At 61.3% G+C, this 22,184-nt stretch carries 20 protein-coding genes and 2 pseudogenes; 5 read left to right on the top strand and 17 right to left on the bottom strand.

The genetic code is table 11. The features are described 5' to 3' along the window. Nucleotides 1–219: 219 nt before the first annotated feature. The 8 genes and pseudogenes from GNZ13_RS40375 to GNZ13_RS40340 all read right to left on the bottom strand — a co-directional run. Nucleotides 220–816: pseudogene (locus GNZ13_RS40375) on the bottom strand (mannose-1-phosphate guanylyltransferase/mannose-6-phosphate isomerase); the annotation flags it as partial. A 367-nt stretch (nt 817–1,183) separates the two neighbouring features. Beyond that, nucleotides 1,184–1,528: an HVO_A0114 family putative DNA-binding protein gene (locus tag GNZ13_RS40370; protein WP_172175725.1), complete on the bottom strand. Its 345-nt coding sequence runs from the start codon at nt 1,526–1,528 to the stop codon at nt 1,184–1,186. Then, nucleotides 1,525–1,818, bottom strand: coding sequence for a toxin-antitoxin system TumE family protein (locus tag GNZ13_RS40365; RefSeq protein WP_172175723.1), 294 nt, complete (start codon nt 1,816–1,818; stop codon nt 1,525–1,527). Before GNZ13_RS40365 ends, GNZ13_RS40370 begins: the two co-directional genes overlap by 4 nt. Before the next feature lie 245 nt (nt 1,819–2,063). After that, nucleotides 2,064–3,497: pseudogene (locus tag GNZ13_RS40360) on the bottom strand (mannose-1-phosphate guanylyltransferase/mannose-6-phosphate isomerase). Between the two features lie 142 nt (nt 3,498–3,639). Next, the gene (gene galE, locus GNZ13_RS40355) at nt 3,640–4,662 is read right to left on the bottom strand and encodes a UDP-glucose 4-epimerase GalE (RefSeq protein ID WP_172175721.1); all 1,023 of its coding nucleotides are present in this window, start codon (nt 4,660–4,662) and stop codon (nt 3,640–3,642) included. Nucleotides 4,663–4,674: 12 nt separating this feature from the next. Beyond that, complete coding sequence (locus GNZ13_RS40350) at nt 4,675–5,823, bottom strand: glycosyltransferase family 4 protein (protein ID WP_172175720.1); 1,149 nt, start codon at nt 5,821–5,823, stop codon at nt 4,675–4,677. A gap of 63 nt (nt 5,824–5,886) precedes the next feature. Next, nucleotides 5,887–6,717, bottom strand: a complete 831-nt coding sequence (locus tag GNZ13_RS40345; protein WP_172175718.1) for a glycosyltransferase — start codon at nt 6,715–6,717, stop codon at nt 5,887–5,889. Then, entirely contained in the window at nt 6,714–7,976 is a 1,263-nt protein-coding gene (locus GNZ13_RS40340; protein ID WP_172175716.1) for an oligosaccharide flippase family protein, read from the bottom strand. The genes GNZ13_RS40345 and GNZ13_RS40340 overlap by 4 nt, the downstream gene beginning before the upstream one ends. Before the next feature lie 300 nt (nt 7,977–8,276). Between GNZ13_RS40340 and GNZ13_RS40335 the strand changes: the two genes are divergently transcribed. The 5 genes from GNZ13_RS40335 to GNZ13_RS40315 all read left to right on the top strand — a co-directional run bounded on the left by GNZ13_RS40335 (nt 8,277) and on the right by GNZ13_RS40315 (nt 14,048). Continuing rightward, the gene (locus tag GNZ13_RS40335; protein WP_172175714.1) at nt 8,277–9,671 is read left to right on the top strand and encodes a phosphomannomutase/phosphoglucomutase; all 1,395 of its coding nucleotides are present in this window, start codon (nt 8,277–8,279) and stop codon (nt 9,669–9,671) included. Nucleotides 9,672–9,833: 162 nt separating this feature from the next. Further along, on the top strand, nt 9,834–10,835 hold the full coding sequence (gene waaC / locus GNZ13_RS40330; protein WP_172175712.1) for a lipopolysaccharide heptosyltransferase I: 1,002 nt from the start codon (nt 9,834–9,836) through the stop codon (nt 10,833–10,835). A 61-nt stretch (nt 10,836–10,896) separates the two neighbouring features. After that, on the top strand, nt 10,897–11,781 hold the full coding sequence (locus GNZ13_RS40325) for a Kdo hydroxylase family protein (RefSeq protein WP_172175710.1): 885 nt from the start codon (nt 10,897–10,899) through the stop codon (nt 11,779–11,781). Between the two features lie 76 nt (nt 11,782–11,857). Further along, on the top strand, nt 11,858–13,171 hold the full coding sequence (gene waaA / locus GNZ13_RS40320) for a lipid IV(A) 3-deoxy-D-manno-octulosonic acid transferase (protein ID WP_172175708.1): 1,314 nt from the start codon (nt 11,858–11,860) through the stop codon (nt 13,169–13,171). 127 nt (nt 13,172–13,298) lie between these two features. Then, the gene (locus GNZ13_RS40315; RefSeq protein WP_172175706.1) at nt 13,299–14,048 is read left to right on the top strand and encodes a Fic family protein; all 750 of its coding nucleotides are present in this window, start codon (nt 13,299–13,301) and stop codon (nt 14,046–14,048) included. 4 nt (nt 14,049–14,052) lie between these two features. Here the strand turns inward: GNZ13_RS40315 and ureG are convergent, their stop codons facing one another. From ureG to urtE, 9 genes are all read right to left on the bottom strand, one after another. After that, the gene (gene ureG, locus GNZ13_RS40310; protein WP_172175704.1) at nt 14,053–14,706 is read right to left on the bottom strand and encodes an urease accessory protein UreG; all 654 of its coding nucleotides are present in this window, start codon (nt 14,704–14,706) and stop codon (nt 14,053–14,055) included. A gap of 11 nt (nt 14,707–14,717) precedes the next feature. Then, complete coding sequence (locus GNZ13_RS40305; protein WP_172175735.1) at nt 14,718–15,398, bottom strand: urease accessory protein UreF; 681 nt, start codon at nt 15,396–15,398, stop codon at nt 14,718–14,720. Further along, nucleotides 15,385–16,101 carry an urease accessory protein UreE gene (gene ureE, locus GNZ13_RS40300; protein ID WP_172175702.1) on the bottom strand — a complete coding sequence of 239 codons (717 nt, stop codon included), beginning with the start codon at nt 16,099–16,101 and terminating at the stop codon, nt 15,385–15,387. Before ureE ends, GNZ13_RS40305 begins: the two co-directional genes overlap by 14 nt. A 3-nt stretch (nt 16,102–16,104) precedes the next feature. Next, nucleotides 16,105–17,811, bottom strand: coding sequence for an urease subunit alpha (gene ureC / locus GNZ13_RS40295; RefSeq protein WP_172175700.1), 1,707 nt, complete (start codon nt 17,809–17,811; stop codon nt 16,105–16,107). A 55-nt stretch (nt 17,812–17,866) separates the two neighbouring features. Continuing rightward, nucleotides 17,867–18,172, bottom strand: coding sequence for an urease subunit beta (locus tag GNZ13_RS40290; RefSeq protein WP_172175698.1), 306 nt, complete (start codon nt 18,170–18,172; stop codon nt 17,867–17,869). A 17-nt stretch (nt 18,173–18,189) separates the two neighbouring features. Further along, nucleotides 18,190–18,492, bottom strand: a complete 303-nt coding sequence (gene ureA / locus GNZ13_RS40285) for an urease subunit gamma (RefSeq protein ID WP_172175696.1) — start codon at nt 18,490–18,492, stop codon at nt 18,190–18,192. Nucleotides 18,493–18,663: 171 nt separating this feature from the next. Continuing rightward, on the bottom strand, nt 18,664–19,467 hold the full coding sequence (locus GNZ13_RS40280; protein WP_172175694.1) for a transporter substrate-binding domain-containing protein: 804 nt from the start codon (nt 19,465–19,467) through the stop codon (nt 18,664–18,666). Between the two features lie 226 nt (nt 19,468–19,693). Then, a complete protein-coding gene (locus GNZ13_RS40275) occupies nt 19,694–20,575 on the bottom strand; it encodes an urease accessory protein UreD (RefSeq protein WP_172175692.1) in 882 nt (293 codons plus the stop codon). A 153-nt stretch (nt 20,576–20,728) separates the two neighbouring features. Further along, nucleotides 20,729–21,421 (bottom strand): urea ABC transporter ATP-binding subunit UrtE, encoded by a 693-nt coding sequence (urtE, locus tag GNZ13_RS40270; protein WP_172175733.1) that lies wholly within the window; start codon nt 21,419–21,421, stop codon nt 20,729–20,731. Nucleotides 21,422–22,184 lie beyond the last annotated feature (763 nt).

Raw genomic sequence — 22,184 nt, 5'->3', positions numbered from 1 at the left:
GTTGGCCGTCTGCGAGCGCGGATGGTGGGCGCAGGGTTTGCAGGTCTGCCCGGATAGGGCGTACAGGTTCATACGGATCCTCAACGTACGTCGCCCTGACGTCAGCGCTGACTGCGCGGCTCACCTGGTCTGCCCGGCATGGCCGTCATGCCGCCGGGGGTGCAGACCGGGGCGGTGCGCGGTAAGTCGTGCTACCTGCTCGTCGCGATCTGCATCGCCAGACCCACGGTTCTCTGTCAGGATGATTTCATTGTCACCGTTCGTCACGGGTGCGGTGCCCTTCACGACGACCCAGTGCTCGGCACGGTGATGATGCATCTGCAGGCTCAGCTGCGCGCCCGGGCGGACGACGATGCGTTTGACCTGGAAGCGGTCGCCGCTGTCGATGCCTTCGTATGAGCCCCAGGGGCGTGCCACACGACGATGCGTGACCGACTCGTGGCGCCCCGCCGCATTTAACCGGGCAACGATTTTCCTGACGTCCTGTACCTGGTCCCGATGGGCGACCAGTACGGCGTCGGCGGTCTCGACGATGACGACATTGTCGAGGCCGATGGCGGCCACCAGGCGATGCTCGGCGCGCACATATGAGTTGGTCATCGCTTCGGTGAGGACGTCGCCGAGAAGCGAGTTACCTTGGGCGTCGTGTTCTGCGATGTCGGCAAGCGCAATCCACGAACCGATATCGTTCCAACCGAGGTTCGCTGTGGCAATGACCGCAGCGCGTTTCGTTTTCTCCATCACAGCGTGATCGATCGAAACGTTCGGGCAGGAGGCGAAGGTTTGAGCGTCGAGACGGGTGAAGTCGTTGTCGAGTTGCGCCCCATTGTGAACTGATTCCGCACGAAAACTGCCTGCTTGTGAATGAGATCGCGGGCGGCATCGTGTGGATGCTCGCACGGGTCCATACCGCCCGGCTGTGGCCGCCACTGCGTGACAGACTGGGCGGGGCCTCGAGTTTTCGACTCCCGATTTCCGAACGGCGACAGGAGAAACAGATCGGCCATTTTTTTCTGTGCGTAGCGCCTGGCATTTCTTTTTCTCGTTGTTATGTCCAGCAGGGCTGCACGATCCGTGCTGCTTCACCGCCGGTTTGCTGGTTGACAAAAAAGAAGCCGACCATTTTGAGGCCGGCTTCCCATCCCCGGGATATCCCGGGCAGGACACGCTGCCGCGCTACCTGTCATAACGCTACGTCTGTCGCCAGCGTGTCCCACGGTGCGCTCAGCCGATTGCCTTCACGCACGATCAGTCCAGCCGCTTCCAAATCCGTGACGTCTTCATGGACGCGCTTATAGTCGCGCTCCAGTGTCCTGGCGAGGGCACTGATGCTTTCCGCGCCTTCCCGGTGCAGATGGCGCAGCAGTTCCAGACGCTTGGGCGTGAGCGCCGCGGTCAGCTCTTCCCACGTGAAGAACGTTACGTGCCGCTCCTTAACGTCATCACCTGCCTCCGCGCGATTCCAGGCATTGATGAAGCGGTCGCCCATATCGCGCAGGGTGCCTACATGCACATTCAGTTTGTTCATTTCCCGCTCCTTTCGCGTTCCACATCATCTATAAAGTCAGCAACCATCTGTTCGACTGTGGTGAAGGCGTAGGCCTCTTCGCGGTCCCGATAATGCCGGTGGTCTCCCTTTCCCCGCTCATTGTCGTAACCGACGATTCGCTCGCCATCCCGACCATAAAACAGACTGTACTTCAGGCCGTGTGGTCTCTCGTCGTCCGCGTCCGGCAGGCGCCAGATTCGCATTTCGAGAATCCCCCCGTCCGGGTATGCCGACCGGTCCGCAAACAGTAAAGTCGCTTTCTTTTTCATATGGCGCATCATGCCATACCCAGCCTATGGCGTCAAACGCCATAGGCTGTATTTCTTCAGGCTTCGGGTTCATATAGGTATCTCAGGTGATACGCTCGCGTAGATCGTGGACGAGTTCGACGACGGCGAGCGGCGTTGTCACGGAAACTGGTCAAGCTGGAAGGAAAGCTCCGTCCATCGCACTATTGCGACGCGAACACCTTGATGTGACAACGCCTTATTGAGCTGTCAGATTCTGATGGGCGTTATGCCTTTTCCGCCCGCCCGTATGTATCTTCGAATCGCACAATGTCGTCTTCGCCAAGATAAGCGCCGGATTGCACTTCGATAAGCTCGAGCGGGATCTTGCCCGGGTTTTTCAGGCGGTGCGTGATTCCAAGTGGAATATAGGTCGATTGGTTCTCTGTCAGGATGATCTCATTGTCACCGTTCGTCACGAGTGCGGTGCCCTTTACGACGACCCAGTGCTCGGCACGGTGATGATGCATCTGCAGGCTCAGCTGCGCGCCCGGGCGGACGACGATGCGTTTGACCTGGAAGCGGTCGCCGCTGTCGATGCCTTCGTATGAGCCCCAGGGGCGTGCCACACGACGATGCGTGACCGACTCGTGGCGCCCCGCCGCATTTAACCGGGCAACGATTTTCCTGACGTCCTGTACCTGGTCCCGATGGGCGACCAGTACGGCGTCGGCGGTCTCGACGATGACGACATTGTCGAGGCCGATGGCGGCCACCAGGCGATGCTCGGCGCGCACATATGAGTTGGTCATCGCTTCGGTGAGGACGTCGCCGAGAAGCGAGTTACCCTGGGCATCGTGGTCTGCGATGTCGGCAAGCGCAGTCCACGAGCCGATATCGTTCCAACCGAGGTTCGTTGTGGCAATGACCGCAGCGCGTTTCGTTTTCTCCATCACGGCGTGGTCGATCGAAACGTTCGGGCAGGCGGCGAAGGCTTTAGCGTCGAGACGCGTGAAATCGTTGTCGAGCTGTGCCCCGTCGAGCGCAAGTTCTGCCTGTGCAGCGATTTCTGGCGCGTAAAGGCGCAGTTCTTCCATGAAGGTAGAGGCCTGCAGCATGAACATGCCGCTGTTCCAGAAGTAGCCTCCTTCATGAAGGAATTGCTGCGCTGTGGCCTCGTCCGGTTTTTCGACGAATGCGTCCACTGCGAAACGCATGGGTGTCTGCGTCAAGCTGCGCACCTGCACGGATGTAGCCATAGCCAGTGTGTGGCTCGGTTGGTGCAATACCAAAGGTGACCAGATAACCGCCTTTGGCGATCTGAGCCGCGGCTTCGACCGCCGCGACGAATGCCGTTTCGCCTGCAATCACATGATCCGATGGCAGAACGAGCAGGAGGGATTCCGCGGATTCGCGCATCGCTGCCAGCGCGGCAACTGCAATGGCAGGCGCGGTGTTACGGCTGACAGGCTCCAGGATGATCGATGCCGGTGCAATATCTATCTGTCGAAACTGTTCGGCGACCAGAAAGCGCTGTTCATTATTCGTGACGACGATGGGAGCAGCTACGTTTTTTTGATACCTCGCAGGCGCAATGCAGTTTGTTGAACCAACGTGTTTTCGCCGGTCAACCTGAGATACTGCTTCGGGTATCCTCCCCGTGACATTGGCCAAAGTCGTGTACCGCTTCCGCCGCAAAGAATCACCGGTTGAATGTACATAGTCTCACTCCCTGTCTAAGATTTTTTGTATTCGGAGATGTGTATGTTAGCGCAGGCATCAAACGTGTCATTGACGCGCAATCGACGGCGGCGGAACCCCTGTCTGGCGATTCTCTGACTCCGCCGTCGAAGTGCATTCAACTCAGGCAAACCCCCGCGGATTCGCCGCCTGCCACCGCCAGTGATCCGCACACATCCGCTCGATCCCAAACTCCGCGCGCCAGCCAATCACCTCCAAAGCCGCGGCCGGATCCGCAAAACACGACGCCACATCACCCGGCCGCCGCGCCACGATCTCATAAGGCACAGGCCGCCCGGAAGCCTTCTCGAACGCCTTGACGACATCGATCACGCTATACCCCTGGCCCGTCCCAAGATTCACCACGAAACTGGCATCCCGCTTAACCAGCGCATCCAGCGCCGCCAGATGCCCGCGCGCCAGATCCACAACGTGAATATAGTCCCGCACACCGGTGCCATCTGGCGTTTCATAGTCGCCACCAAACACCCGCAGCTTTTCCAGCTTACCCACCGCAACCTGCGCCACATACGGCATCAGGTTATTCGGAATGCCCGCCGGATCCTCCCCAATCAACCCGCTCTCATGCGCGCCAACCGGATTGAAATAGCGCAGCGTCGCGATCCGCCACGAAGCATCGGCCACTTCCAGATCGCGCAATACCTGCTCGGCAATCAGCTTCGACTGCCCATAAGGATTGGTGGCCGACAGCGGAAACGATTCATCGATCGGCGAACTTTTCGGCACGCCATACACCGTTGCCGATGAACTGAACACGAACTGCTTCACATTGCGATCGCGCATCACACCGAGCAGCGTCAGCAAACTGCCGACGTTATTGCTGTAGTACTCGATTGGCTTGGCAACCGATTCACCCACCGCTTTCAGCGCGGCAAAGTGAATCGCGCCGGTGATCGGATGTGCGTCGAAAATACGGTTGAGCGCTGCTTCATCGCGCGCGTCGGCTTCGTAGAAGGTGAGGGCCTTGCCGGTGATTTTCTCCACGCGCCGCAGCGATTCGCGATTGCTGTTCACGAGATTGTCGATTACCAGAACGTCGTAACCGCCGTTCAGCAGTTCGACGCATGTGTGCGAGCCGATAAATCCTGCACCGCCCGTTATCAGAATCGTGCCCTTCGTGGTCATGCTGTTGCTCCGTTAAAGTAGAACGCCCGTCATTTTTTGCACCAGGTCTTTATATGTTTCGACGACAACGCGTTCGTCGAACTCTTGCGCGACTTTCTGTCGACCGCGTTCAGCCATTGCGCGGCGCTCGGCGCCGCTCATGTCGAGCATCTGCGCCAGCTTCGCCGCGAGACTCTCTGCATTGCGCACTTTGCACAGCAGTCCATTGACGCCGTCGGCCACCACTTCGCGGCAGCCGGGCACGTCCGTCGCCACAATCGGCCGGCCCATCGCCGATGCTTCCATCAGCGTGCGAGGCACGCCTTCGCGATACGACGGCAGGACGACGCAGTCCGCATCGGCAATGAAGGGCCGCACGTCGTGCGCCTCGCCAAGATACTCGATGATGCCTTCCCGCTCCCAGGCGGCCACGTCTTCACGTGTGATCGCGCTCGGGTTGTCGACACCGACCGGGCCGAGCAATTGGAACCGCGCCTGGGGATAACGTTCACGTAAACGCCGCGCGGCTTCGACATATTCGCCGACGCCCTTGTCCCACAAGAGCCGCCCGATCAGCACGAATTTGAACTCCGCCCGCTCCGGCAGCGGGGTGAAGGCGAATTGTTCGAGATCGACGCCTTCGCCGTGCAGGAGACGTGCACGCTCAGGATGCACCAACAAATTCTGCTCGACAAACGCGGCCTGGTCGTCGCGATTCAGAAACCAGATCTCGCGCGGGAAACGGAAGGCGAAACGGTACAGTTTTTTGGCGACTTGCGCAGCGCGGCTCTGCTGGATGAACACGTAACCGAGCCCGGTGGTCACCGCCACCGACTGCACGCCCGCCAGTTTCGCGGCGACCGAGCCGTAAATGTTCGGCTTGATCGTGTAATGGAACACAACGTGCGGGCGGATGCTTCTATACAAACGATACAACGACAAAAGCGTGCGCAGGTCGTCGCGCGGATTGGTGCCTTTGGACGCCACCGGCAATTCGATGCAGCGGCACCCCATCGCGGTGAGCAGTTCGAACGTGCGATCGCGCGGCGCGAGCACCGTCACGTCGACGCCGCGTCCGACCAGCATGCGGATCAGCCCTTGCCGATACGTATAGATTGCCCAGGCGGTGTTACAGACGAGTGTAATGCGTAGCGCGGGCGTCGACTTCAAGGCAGGCTTCATGCGGGAACGGGCTCGACGGTAAATGACAGGGTGAAATGACGGCGTGAATGGCCGGTAACGGAATCAATGGCTCGCACGCGGTGCAAGCAAGGTGCGTTTGACCCGTTGCAATGCGCGGTAGGGCGTCACCAGATGCAGCAGATTTTTCGCGAGGCCCAGCCAGTCGTACGGATTGGTTGCGTTGAAGTAGCGTAGTTGCAGCCGCAGCGTCGAGTTGACCTGGCGGCGCCGCTTGGTCGCGCTAATGCCGCCTTCGTTCAGCTCGTAATAGAGTCCGAGTTCCGGCAGATTCGCGCAGTCGTAGCGCTCCATCAGGCGCGTGAACAGATCGAGGTCCTCGGCGGAAGGATACGCCGCGCGATAGTTGCCGACCGCACGGACCGCGTCGATGCGCAACATCATCGAAGGGTGCGCCAGGCATGAACGGAAGAAGCGCAGACGCCGAATCTCGTTCGGTTCGGCGGGCGGCGTCAGCATGAAAAGCGGCTTGCCTTCACGCGTGACGACCTGCGTCCACATGCCGAGACCGGCCACTTGCGGATGCAACTCCATGAACGCGCGTTGTTTGGCGAGCCGTTGCGGCACGCTGCGGTCGCCCGCGTCGATGCGTGCCGCGTAGCGAAAGCCGCGCTGCGCAAGGGCGTCGATGCCGGTTTGTAGCGCGCGTTCGATGCCGCCGTTCTGCGGCATACGCAGCACTTCAATCGTCATGTTCGGGATCGCTGGTGCTGCGATCGGCGGCGTGCTGCCGTCGTCGACGATCAGTACGTGGACCAGCGCGCTTTCGCTGAACGAGGCCAGCGTGAGATCGACGTCGGCCTGGCCGTTGTACGCAGGCATCAGGACGGCGACGTCGTCGAGGGAAATATGCGCGGCGGCGGATGAATTCGTCATGGGCGCAATTTGAAACGAATGTAATAAAGATTAACTGACGCGGCGGCGAGATAACCGGCCGCGAGGCCCACCAGCGCACCGTAGGCGCCAAGCCGTGGAATCGCCAGCAGATTGACGATGAACGCAACAGCCAGTGCCAGAAGCCACTTCGAGAGCAACACGAATTTGGCCTGATATTTCAGCACGATCAGATTGCCGATCGCTTCGATGCCGGCCGGCACGGAAAGCCACACGGCCCAGCGGAAAATCTCGATGGCGCCTTCAAAGTCCGGTCCGAACACACGGCGGATGATGAAGCCAGCCAGCAGATCCAGCACGATCGCGCCACTCACCATTAGCGCGGCGGTCATGGCGGTGAGCCGCCACACATTGCGGCGCAATTGCACGGCGTCCTGCACGCGGTAGACGAAGGCGGGCGCGATCGTCTGCGCGAGCATCAGCGCGAGCGTGATCCAGTTTTCGTTCAACTGCTGCGCGGCGGAGTAACGCCCGAGGTCGGCGAAGGAAATCGCCCGCTCGAGCATCAGTCTGTCCAGTTTCAGGAACAGATACATACAGATCAGGCCGAGCCAGAACACCGTGCCCGCGGTCGCGAAGTGCTTGAAGAGCGAGCGGTCGAGGTGCCAGCCGAGCTTGCCGCCATGCCGGCCGATGTAATAGACCAGCAGAACTGCGCCGATCACCGCCGATTCGGCGGCCCACAGCCAGCCGAAGCGCGCGGGCATGGCCATTGCGCGCACCAGCAGATAGACGAAACCAGCCTTCAGCACCGCGGTGCTCATACTGGTAAGCAACTGCGGCTTGCTGTACGTCATGCTTTGCAGCCATGCGTTGATCACGCCGACGAACGGCTCGCGAAACAGCATCGTCACCGCGAGGCCGGCAAGCATGGCGCCCACGAGCGGATCGAAGAAGTGCAACGCGATGCCGAGCCACGTGAGCAGCAACGCCGCGACGGAAACCGAGAAGCGCAACGCGAAGGCGCTGCCGAGCACCGTGCCCAGCTGGGTTGGTGGCCGGCTGACGATGGTGGGAACCAGTATTTCCGCGCCGCACACCCAGGTGATCGGCGAAAGCACCAGCAGCAGCGTGTTCGCATACTGCCATTTGCCGAAGGTGTCCGGCCCGAAGTAGCGCGCCAGCATGCCGCTGATCACGATTGCCACGCCGATCTGCGTGAGCCGTTCCAGCCCGAGCCAGACGATATTGGTGAAGGCGCGCGTGACGTCGGGATTGGCGAAGCGTTTGAGCGTCAACATCCGGTGGACGCTCGCCAATGCGGTTGCGCCGGTTGCGCGAGCGACGCAGTTTGCGCGGCGCCAAGGTGCGCGATCGCCCATCCGCAGGCCGACTGTCGCGGCAACTTAACAAAAGGTGGGCGTCTAAGCATTAGAATGGGAATCTATTAGGGTATGTCCGAAAGGCGCAATTATAAGTTGGAACCGGATCGCTTCCGGCAAGGGCGCATCGTGAGGTTGTACCGATCGGTTAACGTCCAATTTACCGATTAATCAGCAATGCGCCGGTCAAAATTTTCCATTGCACGCAAGTGAGCCAACATGATCTCCAAATCTATTTTCAAGGCGTATGACATTCGCGGCGTAATCGGCAAGACGCTCGACGCCGACGCAGCACGTTCGATCGGCCGCGCGTTCGGCAGCGAAGTGCGGGCGCAAGGCGGCGACGCCGTGGTGGTCGCGCGTGACGGACGCCTCTCGGGTCCCGAGTTGGTTGAGGCGCTGTCGGACGGTCTGCGTGCGGCCGGCGTCGACGTGGTCAACGTCGGCATGGTGCCGACCCCGGTCGGCTACTTCGCGGCCAGCGTGCCGTTGAAGCTCGACGGCGGTGAACGCCGCGTCGATTCGTGCATCGTCGTGACGGGCAGCCACAATCCGCCTGACTACAACGGCTTCAAGATGGTCCTGCGCGGCGCGGCCATTTACGGCGAGCAGATCCTCGCGCTGCATCAGCGCATCGTCGACGAAAACTTCTCCGATGGCAGCGGCACGTACACCGAGTACGACATTGCCGATGCGTATCTGGATCGCATCACGAGCGACGTCAAGCTCGCACGCCCGATCAAGATTGTGGTCGACACCGGCAACGGTGTGGCAGGCGGCCTCGCGCCGAAGCTCTTCAAGAAGCTCGGCTGCGAACTGGTCGAACTGTTCACCGAGATCGACGGCAACTTCCCGAACCATCACCCGGACCCGGCTCACCCCGAGAATCTGCAGGACGTGATCCGTGCGCTGAAGGAAACGGACGCTGAAATCGGTTTCGCATTCGACGGCGACGGCGACCGCCTCGGCGTTGTCACCAAAGACGGCCAGATCATCTATCCGGACCGCCAGCTGATGCTGTTCGCCGAAGAAGTGCTGTCGCGCAACAAGGGCGCGCAGATCATTTACGACGTGAAGTGCACGCGCAATCTGGCCAAGTGGGTCAAGGACAAGGGCGGTGAACCGCTGATGTGGAAGACCGGCCACTCGCTGGTTAAGGCGAAGCTGCGCGAAACCGGCGCGCCGCTGGCAGGCGAAATGAGCGGCCACGTGTTCTTCAAGGACCGCTGGTACGGGTTTGACGACGGCCTGTACACGGGCGCGCGGCTGCTCGAAATCCTCACGCGTGTGGCGGATCCGAGCAAGCTGCTGAACTCGCTGCCGAACTCGAATTCCACGCCGGAACTGCAATTGAAGCTCGAAGAAGGCGAAAACTTCGAACTGATCGCGCGTCTGCAGCAAAACGCCAAGTTCACCGGCGCGGACGACGTCGTGAAGATCGACGGCCTGCGTGTCGAGTACCCGGACGGCTTCGGCCTCGCGCGCTCGTCGAACACCACGCCGGTGGTGGTGATGCGTTTCGAAGCCGATAGCGACGAGGCGCTCAAGCGCATCCAGGAAGACTTCCGCCGCGTGATCATGGCGGAAAAGCCTGACGCGAAGCTGCCGTTCTAAATGTTCCAGCGGCACCGTGGTTCTTCGTGAACCGCGGTCACCGTCGAACGCGGCGCGGGTTTCACTTACCGCGCCGCGTTTTTTCATGCCATTTACCCGTGTCGCGATAGAATTGCGCTCCTTTCACCGCGTCTTCGGGCCGGATAGCCGGTTTTCCCACACTTGAGCGTGCAAAAGATACTGATCGTGAGGGTGTCGTCATTGGGCGACGTCGTTCACAACATGCCGGTGATCGCCGACATCCGACGCCGCCATCCCGAGGCCCAGATCGACTGGCTCGTCGAAGAAAGCTTCGTCGGGCTCGTGGAACTCGTCAGCGGCGTGCGGCGGGCGATTCCCGTGTCGCTACGGCGCTGGCGCAAGCGCATCCTGTCGGTCGACAACTGGCGCGAGATCGGCGCGTTTCGCCGCGCGCTCGCCGCCGAGAACTACGACCTCGTGATCGACTGCCAGGGGCTCATCAAGACCGCGTGGGTCGCAAGCATGGCGCGCGGACCGCTGGTCGGCCTTGCGAACCGTACTGACGGCGCGGGCTTCGAATGGCCGGTGCGCTTCTTCTACGACAAGCGGGTGCCGATCGAGTCGCGCACCCATGTGGTCGAGCGTACGCGCCAACTGGTGGCCGCGGCGCTGAACGACCCGCAGCCGCAACCCACCGACGATATCGACTTCGGCATCGACACCGGGCGTGCGGCGCTGGCTTTGTCGGAGGCGAATCTGAACCTGCCGGTGCCTTACGTGGTGTTCGTGCACGCCACCTCGCGCGCCGACAAGCAGTGGCCCGACGCCGCGTGGATCGAACTCGGTCAGTCTTTGGTGCGCCGCGGCGCGTCGATCGTGCTGCCGTGGGGCAGCGAGGAAGAGCGCGTCACCAGCGAACGACTGGCGAAGGAGTTCGGCGCCGCGGCTATCGTGCCGCCCAAGCTGTCGTTGCCGGCGGTAGTCGGCCTGATCGACGGCGCCGCCGCGACAGTCGGCGTTGACACAGGTCTAGTTCACATTGCGGCGGCGCTGAAGCGGCCGACAGTCGAGTTGTACAATTTCTCCACCGCGTGGCGTACCGGCGGCTACTGGTCGCCGAACGTCGTCAATCTCGGCACGGCCGGCAAGCCGCCCACGCTGCAAGAAGTCAAGTCCGCGCTGGCCGGTTTCGGCCTGCTCTAATGGTGTAACGCTGTAATGCGGTGTGCTTCGCCTCACGCTCCATCCGTTTTCAAGGGCGACCATGAACGAAACCCAGATCATCGAAGTAGCGAACGCTGACTGGCACGGACGCAACCTGTCCGTGCCGCGCGAGATGCTGCTGGCCGGCGTCGAACGCGGCAAAGTACTGTATTTCCCGAACCTGCGCTTTGCGATTGAAGGCGGCGAACAGGCGTTGCTCGATCCCGCACTGGCCGATCCGAGCCGCAAGAACATCAGTCTCGAGCCGAACGGCGGCGCCTTGCACGGCGTGGCCGGCGATGCGGTCACGCAATCGGCGGTGCGCGCCTTGATCGCGCGCTATCAGGCCAATGCGCGCACGCTCGTCGATGGGCTGTTCCCCGAATACAACAGCAAGTTGCGCGTCGCGCCGACGAGCCTGCGGCTGCATCAGGTGGAAGGGCGCGAGACGTCCTGGCGTAAGGACGATAGCCGCTTGCACGTCGACGCCTTTCCGTCGCGGCCGAATTACGGCGAGCGCATTTTGCGCGTGTTCACCAACGTCAATCCGCATGGTGCACCGCGCGTGTGGCGCGTCGGCGAACCGTTCGAGGACATGGCCAAACGTTTCCTGCCGCGCATCAAACCGCAGATGCCGGGCTCGGCGTGGTTGCTGAACCTGTTGCACGTCACCAAATCGCCGCGCAGCGAATACGACCATCTGATGCTGAATCTGCACGACAGCATGAAGGCCGATCTCGACTATCAGAAGTCGAGCCCGCAGGAGACCATGCCGTTTCCGCCGGGTAGCGTGTGGGTGTGTTTCTCCGACCAGACTTCGCATGCGGTCATGTCCGGCCAGTTCATGCTGGAGCAGACCTTCTTCCTGCCGGTCAAGGCGATGGCGCAGCCGGAATGCGCGCCGCTCGGCATTCTCGAGCGCCTGAAGGGCAGGGCGCTGGTTTGAGCGCCGCTGTCTTTATCGATCGCGCTGCGAAACTCGCGTTTGCATTCGGATTCGCGCTCGGGCGTACGGGGTCCAGATGCTGAGGGCGATTTATAACGCGCTCTGGTGGATCATCGCGCCGCTTGCCGTGCTGCGTTTGCTGATCCGTTCGCGCAAGGAGCGTGGCTATCGCGAGCATATCGCCGAGCGTTTCGGTTACTCGCGCGGCCGGTTGCAGGAAGACAATGCGCCGCTGATCTGGGTGCATGCGGTGTCGGTGGGCGAGACGCGTGCCGCGCAACCGCTGATCGACGCGCTGATGAAGGCGCGTCCCGACGCACGCATTCTTTTGACGCATATGACGCCGAGTGGCCGCGCCACCGGTGCGCAGATTTTCGGCGACCGTGTGTTGCGCAGCTATCTGCCGTACGACATGCCGCACGTGGTGCGGCGGTTTTTGCGGGCATGGCGGCCGTCGCTCGGTCTGGTGATGGAAACCGAAGTGTGGCCGACGATGATCGACGAATGCCGTCGCGCGGATGTGCCGCTCGTGCTGACTAATGCGCGGATGTCGGCACGCTCGTTTAAGCGCGCGGCCAAGTTCGGCCATGCGGGCAAGGACGTGTTCGGCGGATTTGCGCGCGTGCTGGCGCAGAGTCCATCGGATGCGGAGCGGCTCACCGCACTCGGTGCGCGTAACGTCGCGGTGCTCGGCAATCTGAAGTTCGATATGAGCACGCCGCCGGAACTGGCGGCGCGTGGCCATGCATGGCGTGCGGCGATCGGCACGCGGCCTGTGTGGGTCGCGGCAAGTACGCGCGAAGGTGAAGAGGAACTGGTGCTGCAGGCGTTCGCGGCGCTTGGTATCGACGACGCATTGCTGATCCTGGTGCCGCGGCATCCGCAACGGTTTAACGAAGTGGCGGCGTTGGTTGAGAACGCCGGTTTGCGGCTTGAGCGACGTTCGACGTGGGCGCCGAGCGCAGCGGTAGCGTCGGCGGCCTCAGGCGCGGGCGGCGGTGTGCCTGCTTTGCCACCGTCGGTGAATGTGTTGCTCGGCGATTCGATGGGCGAGTTGGGCGCTTACTATGCCGCCTCGGATCTGGCGTTTATCGGCGGGAGTTTGCTGCCGCTGGGCGGGCAGAATCTGATTGAGGCATGTGCGGTCGGTGTGCCGGTGCTGATCGGGCCGCATGTGTTCAACTTCACGCAAGCTACGGCGGATGCGGTCGCGGCCGGTGCGGCGGTGCAGGTGCAAGATCCGGCTGATCTGGCGCGGGCGCTGCGCGAACTGTTCGGCGATAAGGCAGCGCGGCTGGCGATGGGCGGTGCGGCATCGGCGTTTGCCGCGCGCCATCGTGGCGCGACGGCGCGGACGGTGGATGTGTTGATGGCGTTGTTGCCGGAGTAGTCATTCGAGCGGCGCGAAATGCGACGCTTGTCTTATCGGCTTGTGCGTCAATAAATCATATATTCTGCGAACATCGGGCGTGCGCATTGACCGCCTTCTGATTCGAACCGCTTTTTCCGCTGCTGCCATGACGCTCTTTACTGACCTCGGTTTTCAATGGGATCGCGCTGCGATTCCGCAGGACTTGCCGACCCATTCCATCAAGCGAGTGTGCTTCCGTTTTCATCGGATGCTGCCCGAATTTGTTTGGGACGCGAGCGTGCTTGAGGGTAATCCGTTCACGTTTCCTGAGGTAAAGACGCTGCTCGACGGCGTAACGGTTGGTGGACGGAAGATTTCTGATCAGGAGCAGGTCCTGAACCTGGCGGAGAGTTCGAAACATCTGCTTGCGATCGTGCAGAACGGTCGGTTTGCGCTCGATAAAACGACGTTTTGCGACTTGCATCGCCTTGTTGCGCGTAATGAGGCGCTCGAGTGGGGCGTGTTCCGCGGAGAAGGAGAGGAAACGCGATACACGCCTGACGTAGCGTTGGGGGAGGCGGGGCGACATACCCCGCTGCCGACCTTGTCCGGTGCTCCTGAGCTCAACCGGGTTTTTGCCGCGGGCACACGCGCACTGACCGATCAGGTTTCCAACGCCTTCGAGAGAGGTTGCGCTTTCTTCCTGTTCGGCGCGTTGCAGCAGTTCTTCTTCGATGGCAATAAGCGCACGTCACGCTTCATGATGAATGGCGTGCTGATGTCGAACGGTATCGATGCGATCAGCGTGCCAGCGCAGCGCGCGGGCGACTTCAACGAGAAGATGGTGCGCTTCTATCTATCGAAAGACGGATCCGAAATGATGGCATTCCTGCTTGAATGCCATCCGGGCGAGTAAGGCCTTAGACCTTCAACAACCCCTTCTTCTCGATAAATTTCACCACCACATCCAGTCCGTCGAGCGCCTTCAGATTGCACATCACGAAGGGGCGCTCGCCACGCATCTTCTTCGCGTCGGAAGCCATTACCTCCAGATTTGCGCCGACCATCGGTGCGAGATCGGTCTTGTTGATTACCAGCAGATCCGACTTCGTAATGCCCGGGCCGCCTTTGCGCGGAATCTTTTCTCCGCCAGCTACGTCGATCACGTAGATCGTCAGGTCCGACAGTTCCGGGCTGAATGTTGCCGCGAGATTATCGCCGCCTGATTCAATGAACACGATGTCCGCATCCGGAAAGCGCGTCAGCATGCGGTCGACGGCTTCGAGATTGATCGACGCGTCTTCACGAATCGCCGTGTGCGGGCAGCCGCCCGTTTCGACGCCCATGATCCGTTCAGCGGGCAATGCGCCTGCCACCGTCAACAGACGCTGATCTTCCTTCGTATAGATGTCGTTGGTGATTGCGACGAGGTCGTACTGTTCGCGCATCGCCTTGCAGAGCATTTCGAGCAACGTGGTCTTGCCCGAGCCGACCGGGCCTCCGACGCCCACGCGCAGCGGAGGCAGTTTCTTCGTGCGGACAGGCGGGTGAGCGGGGTGATGAGGTGCGTTCATGATGGACGGTTTTATGAGCGAAAGAGCCGCGAATACTGCGACTCGTGACGCGCCGACAGAATGCCCAATTGCGGCGCGAAGGTGTTGATGTTGTCGGGTGAGGTGGCCAAGGCTCGCGTGACGGCGGCATTGATCGGCTCGCGTAACGCGACGATGATGCGCTGGCCGGCGAGTTGGCCGAGCGGCACGGCCTTCAATGCGGCGGCCGCCTGGTTTTCCACCCAGCTGAATGCGTAGGCGGCGAGCGCAGCGTCAGGCGCTGCATCGTGGGCGTACGCGGCGAAGGCGAAAGCCGTGGGTTGGGCCAAGGGCTTGAGCGAAGCCAGCGTCGTGCGCCGTTCGGCGTCGCCCCATTCCAGCGAGACGCACAGTTGTCGCAGCGACCACCCCATCTGCTCCGTCTCGCGTCTTAATTCAGCGGACTCCCGGCCTGCCAGGAATTCGCTGTTCGCTTCCTTTAAGCCGTCTGCGTCGTGCACACGCCAGCGCTCCATCTGATGCGCGAGAAACGGCAGCTCGCCACGTGCGAGCACATCGGATAAACCGCTCGCGATCCAATCGCGGGCAGAATCGGCGTCGGTGATGAGTTGCGCTTCGATCGCGGCTTCGAGACCCTGCGAATAGCTGAACGCGCCGATCGGCAGTGCCGGTGACGCAAGATGCAGCAGCGCCGTGAGTTCAGCGATGCGCATGGTGGTGATGATGCCCGTGGCCGCACGATTCGTCGTGTACGTGATCGTTGTCTTTGTGATCGTGCGAATGGTCGTGGCCGTGGCCGTGGTCATGCGAGTGACCCTGCGCGTGGTCATGCCCATGCTCATGATCATGATCATGCGAGTGACCGTGTGCATGTTCATGATCGTGCGAATGCTCGTGCCCATGATGTTCGCCGAAAACCTGCTGAGCTAACGCATAGTCTTCAGCAAAGGTCTCATCGTGACCATGCTTGTGACCGCCGCCGTACGCGCCGGATTCCGGCTGGAACGGCATCGACACCTGATCCACGCTTGCGCCGATGCGCTTCAGCATATCGGCCAGTACTGGATCGTATTCAAGCTTCAGATAATCCGCACCGACTTCGACCGGCGTGTGACGATTGCCGAGGTGATACGCGGCGCGCGTCAACGTCAACGCATCTTTCGCGTGGACAACCAGCACCGCTTCGGGCGCGGCGACCACGCGCACCAGACCGCCATCATCAGCGACCAGAACATCGCCGTCGCGCAGCACTGTGCCGCGCGGCAGCAGCAGCGCGACTTCCTCGCCGTTATCGAGTGTTGCCGCGAGACGGCTCTTGCGGCGGTCATCGAAAGCGAGCGTCAAGGTCGGCGCGCGCTTCACCAGCACAGGTGCCAGCTTCAGATGCGGCGCAATCAGTTTGTCGATAGTACGCATGGCTTAGAACAGAAAGTAGCGTTGCGCCATCGGCAGCACGGTTGCTGGTTCGCAAGTCAGCAACTGACCGTCGGCGATGACCTGATACGTCTCCGGATCGACGCTGATCGCCGGGCGCCACGCGTTGTGAATCATGTCGGCCTTCGTGATTTTCCGGCAGTTCTTTACGGCAACGATACGCTTGTTCAGGCCGTAGCGCTCACCGACGCCCGCATCGGCTGCCATCTGCGAAACGAAGGTCAGGGAAGTGCGTCCCAGCGCACCGCCACGCGTCGCGAACATCTCGCGATAGTGGACCGGTTGCGGCGTCGGAATCGACGCGTTCGGATCGCCCATCTGTGCCATCGCGATCATGCCACCCTTCAGAATCAGCGAGGGCTTGATGCCGAAAAATGCCGGCTCCCAGAACACCAGATCGGCCCACTTGCCCGGCTCGATCGAGCCGACTTCATGCGAGATACCGTGTGTGATGGCCGGGTTGATCGTGTACTTGGCGACATAACGCTTCGCGCGGAAATTGTCGTGCCGCGCGTTGTCTTCAGGCAGCGCGCCGCGTTGCACTTTCATCTTGTGCGCGGTCTGCCACGTGCGGATGATGACTTCACCCACGCGGCCCATTGCCTGCGAATCGGACGACAGCATCGACAACGCGCCGAGGTCGTGCAAGATGTCTTCGGCAGCGATGGTTTCGCGACGAATGCGCGACTCGGCAAACGCGATATCTTCCGCAATCGACGGGTCAAGATGGTGGCACACCATCAGCATGTCGAGATGCTCTTCGAGCGTGTTGATGGTGTACGGGCGCGTCGGATTGGTGGAGGAGGGCAGCACATTCGCTTCGCCGCACACCTTGATGATGTCCGGAGCGTGGCCGCCGCCCGCGCCTTCCGTGTGATACGTATGGATCGTGCGGCCCTTGAACGCGGCCACGGTCGCTTCCACAAAACCCGCCTCGTTCAGCGTATCTGTGTGGATCGCGACCTGCGTGTCGGTGTCGTCGGCGACGGAAAGACAGTTGTCGATCGCGGCAGGCGTCGTGCCCCAGTCTTCGTGCAGCTTCAAACCGATCGCACCCGCGGCGATCTGTTCAAGCGCCGGTTGCGGCTGGCTCACATTGCCCTTGCCGAGAAAGCCGAGATTCATCGGATAACCATCGGCCGCTTGCAGCATACGTTCGAGATGCCACGGACCCGGTGTGCAAGTCGTCGCGTTCGTGCCCGTTGCCGGACCCGTGCCGCCGCCGAGCATTGTCGTCACGCCGCTCGCGAGTGCTTCTTCAATCTGCTGCGGGCTGATGAAGTGAATGTGCGTATCGATGCCACCCGCCGTCACGATCAGGCCTTCGCCGGCGATCACTTCAGTGGACGCGCCGATCGCGATCGTCACGTTCGGCTGGATGTCGGGATTGCCCGCTTTGCCGATTGCCGCGATGCGGCCATTCTTGATGCCGATGTCGGCCTTGACGATGCCCCAGTGATCGAGAATCAACGCGTTCGTCACGACGGTATCGACCACGTCGGCATGCACGCGTTGCGACTGGCCCATGCCGTCGCGAATCACTTTGCCGCCGCCGAATTTCACTTCTTCGCCGTAGGTCGTGAAGTCGCGTTCGACTTCGATCAGCAGCTCGGTGTCGGCGAGGCGCACGCGGTCGCCGGTCGTGGGGCCGAACATTTCCGCGTATGCGCGGCGGCCAATGCGTAAAGTCATAGTGTGGGTCCGGAAATGAGCAGGGTGGTCAGAGCAAGCGTGCGCGGGTGGCGCATCAGAGCTTGCCCATCACCTTGCCGTTGAAGCCGTAGACGACACGGTCGCCCGCCAGTTCGACCAGCTCGACGGTGCGTTCCTGGCCGGGCTCGAAGCGCACGGCGGTGCCTGCTGCGATGTTGAGCCGGAAGCCGCGCGCCGCTTCACGATCGAAGGAGAGCGCCTCGTTCACTTCATAGAAGTGATAGTGCGAGCCGATTTGCACCGGACGGTCGCCGGTATTCGACACGACCACCGCGATGGTGGCGCGGCCCGCGTTGAGTTCGTGTTCGCCGTCGTCGATGAGGAGTTCGCCGGGAATCATGGGGCTGCCTTGCGTGATTACGGGATCGGGTGATGAACGGTGACAAGCTTGGTGCCGTCGGGGAACGTGGCTTCGACCTGGATGTCGGGGATCATTTCCGGCACGCCTTCCATCACATCGGCGCGCGTCAGCAGCGTGGTGCCGTAGTGCATGACCTCGGCGACGGTCTTGCCGTCACGAGCCGCTTCCATCAGCGCGGCGCTGATTAAGGCGATCGCTTCCGGGTAATTCAGTTTGAGGCCGCGAGCGCGGCGCCGTTCGGCGAGCAGCGCGGCGGTGAAGATCAGCAGCTTGTCCTTCTCGCGAGGTGTCAGCTTCATCGGATGTCAGGTTGGGTTACGCCCGTCCCAGCCAGGACAGGCGTCGGATGCGATCGGGGTCGCGCTTTATTGTGCGCCATTGCGGCCGCTCGAAATGCGACGCGAAACGAACCGCGACAAGCTTACTGCCAGATCAGCTTACAAAGATATCGAGCTGAATTAACGACCCGCTTACAGATTGGTCGGCAAGGGCGCGCCGAACCACTTCTTCGACATCGTGTTGAGCGTGCCGTCCGCCTTCGCTTGGGCGATGGCGGCGTTGACCTTCACCAGCAGCCGGCTTTCATTCTTGTTCATGCCGACGAAACATGGCGAATCCTTTATAACGAACTTAGGTTCCGGACGACGCGGCGGATTCTTCGCATTGATTGCGGCGGCGACGATGTTGCCGGCAGCGATCAACTGCACCTGACCCGAGAGGAACGCGGCGATGGTCGCGTTGTTATCTTCGAAGCGTTTGATAGTCGCGTTCGGCGCCATTTGCGTGAGGCCGATTTCTTCGAGCGCGCCGCGCGTAGCGCCGACCGTCTTGCCAGTGAGATCGGCGGGGCCGGTGACCTTGATGTCGGCGGGACCGAACACGCCTTGATAATACGGCGCATAGGCCGTCGAGAAATCGATGACCTTGTCGCGCTCAGGCGTTTTGCCGAGCGACGAGATCACCAGATCGACCTTACCCGTTTGCAGATACGGAATGCGGTTCGCGCTATTGACCGGCACGAGTTCGAGCTTCACGTTCATCGACTTCGCGAGCATCGCGGCGGTATCGATGTCATAGCCTTGCGGCTTCATATCCGCGCCAACCGAGCCGAACGGCGGATAGTCTTCGGGAACCGCGACTTTGAGCACACCGGCTTTGGCGATGTTGTCGAGCGTATCCGCGTGGGCAGCGGGCGCATTGATGGCGAGGAGAGGCGAGAGCAGCAGTGCGGCGAGCCAGGCGCGACGCGCAGGGCGAAGGGTCGATCGGGTCATGTTATGTGAGCGGTGGTAGCGAGAAGCGGTCGGCTGCCGTCAGGACGCGGCAGCATCGTGGGAAATTTTGACGCAAGGTGTGTGCCATGGCGGTGCAGCATGGCTTGGCGGGGCGAAAGGCACGATGGCGCACCGACTTGGAGCAGTCGGATGCGCCGGATTGGTGCCCGTGACGTCTTACGAAGGTGAAAGGCCCGCAGCGCACCAGGCGCTGACGCCGAGCTAATCAGGTCGACCAGATTCGGAGTGGCACAGCATCGACGCCATGCACGACCGGGCGCAACTGAAGCCAGCACTCGGTCAAAGCACGCTGCAGCGTCTCCATAGACCGCGAAACCGCCCGCACGAGTAAAACCCCTTCAGTGACACAGGAAGCCGCCGCCCGCACCGAATCATCAAACGGTAGCTGGGCAGTGAGCGCTTCTGCGAGGCCATCATCGCAGGCCGCCCCCACAGCCCACAGCGTTCCATAAGCGGGAAACCCGGCAAGCCCTTGCGCCGCATCCCGCAACGGATCCTCCGCAGCAAGACTCGCGCGTTCGAGCCACAGCGCCTCGCCATTCGCCCCAACGATCCGCGATACGGCTCGCAACTGCCCCTTTGACCACCGCTCACCAGCCGCCTGCCGCCCAAGCTGAGTCGCATCCCACCCAATTGCGGTGGCTCCTTCGCCGAGCGTCAGCGAAAAGTCCAGCATCGCGTTGGCGTGATCGAAAACGATATTGTTCTGCGGCAGCCAGTCGAGCTTCGCCTGAGGACCGACGCGCACCGCAATATTCTGCCGTGCCGCACGGCCATTGGATTTGTACCACTTCGTCGCGCCGGGTGTGGTGATGACGGCATGGGCGCTGTCGCCGACGTCCACGTCGATATCGAGTTGATCGCCGCCCGCGATCCCACCCGGCGGATGCACGATCACTGCGTGGCAGATTGCATGGCCTTCCGGATAGAGCGGCCGTTGCACGCGCAACGGGCCATCATGCAACCGATGCTTCAGCGTCGTCCGTTCGCCGTCTTTGACGAAGCCGAGTTCGAGGCGCGCGCGCCATTGCGAGTGTGCGGTATTTTGCGCGGTGGCGAGTGCGGCGTGGTTTTCGTGAAGCGACATACGAATGGAAGTGCGAATGGACGGGCGGGGCGGCGCATTGAAGGACGCGGCAACAGACGCATTGATGCGGCGCGTGCCGACGCGCGTTCGGCAACGACTAGCCGCGTTGCCACCGGATGCGGCGAGGATAGCACGCTGTGCTGCTTGTACCCGTCAGACGGCGATCAGTGCACGTACGCCATCCGTATCCATGTTGGCGCCTTCGCCGCCCGCGACGATTTCACCGCGGCTCATGACCCAGTACCGATCGGCGATTTCTTTGGCGAAGTCGTAATACTGTTCGACGAGCAGCACCGTCATGCCCATTTCCTCGACCAACTGACGCAGCGTTCGGCCAATGTCCTGAATGATCGAGGGCTGGATACCTTCAGTGGGTTCATCGAGGATCAGCAATTGCGGATCGCTCATCAGCGCACGACCAATCGCGAGCTGCTGTTGCTGACCGCCAGAGAGGTCGCCGCCGCGGCGGGCGCGCATATCCTTCAGGACTGGGAACAGTTCGTAGATGCGGTCCGGGATTTTCTTCGGGGCTTTTTTGCTGGCCGCGCCGACCAAGAGGTTTTCTTCGACAGTCAGCCGAGGGAAAATGTCGCGGCCTTGCGGGACGTAGGCTAGGCCTTTCTCCACGCGCGAGTAGGTCGGAAGTTTGGTGATCGGTGCGCCGCGCCAGGCGATCGAACCGCTCTTGGTTTGAACCACGCCCATCAGGCATCTGAGCAAAGTGGTTTTGCCTACGCCGTTGCGGCCCAGCAGCACGGTGAGCTTGCCGTCAGGCACCGTGAGTTTCACGTCCCGGAGGATATGGCTGCCGCCGTAGTACTGGTTCAGGTTTTCAACTTCTAGCATTTTGATGTTCCTTTGAAGCTGGGATTTTTTGCCTTTTGCTGTGGTACTTGGCTGGTTGCCTGCTTTGTGCTTGCTCGTCTGTATGCCTGTGGCGTTGGCCTTTCCTTGATTTGATATTGGATTATTAGCGTCGCCCCTGTGCGGGGCAGGCACTTACTTTCTTTGCCGCCGCAAAGAAAGTAAGCAAAGAAAGCGGCTCAAACCGCTAATTCTTAAGCGGGTCCCCTGGCTTGGAGGGGATAGTGGTGCATCTGGAATCGGTGTTCTCGCACATTCGGCGCTAGTGACAAGGCAGTCATACTTCCGGCGGCGCTGCGCGCGCCGAAGAGTACTTCATAAAGCCATTGGGTCATTCGGCATCCATTCCTGTTTGTGCGTGCGGGCTGTCGATCGCTTGACCGGCATCACACCAGTTCACATGTTCCATCTGTTGATTGCCTCACTCGATGCCCACTCCTATTCACATGGCTCGGTGTCACCGCATCCGCTGATGAAACTCTCCATCGAGCAATCAGCCGTCGCGCCGAGGCGACGCCGACGGCCCCACGGCCTTCAACCGAAGACCCTGGTTTCCCATGCATACCCATCCGCGACGCACGTAGTGCGGAGTGGGAGCTGATGAGCCCTTTGTCACTCACGGTGAATGTGCAAGGGCACGGATTCCAGATGCACCACTACCGCAACTGTGCGAGGGCCCCGCTTAAGAATTAGCGGTGTGAAGCCGCTTTCTTTGCTTATCTTTCTTTGCGGCGGCAAAGAAAGT

It is taken from the genome of Paraburkholderia elongata (assembly GCF_013177735.1).
Taxonomy (GTDB): Bacteria; Pseudomonadota; Gammaproteobacteria; order Burkholderiales; family Burkholderiaceae; genus Paraburkholderia; species Paraburkholderia elongata.
The sequence above is the reverse complement of the archived record's forward strand: the minus strand, read 5'-3'. Positions and strand labels throughout refer to the sequence as shown.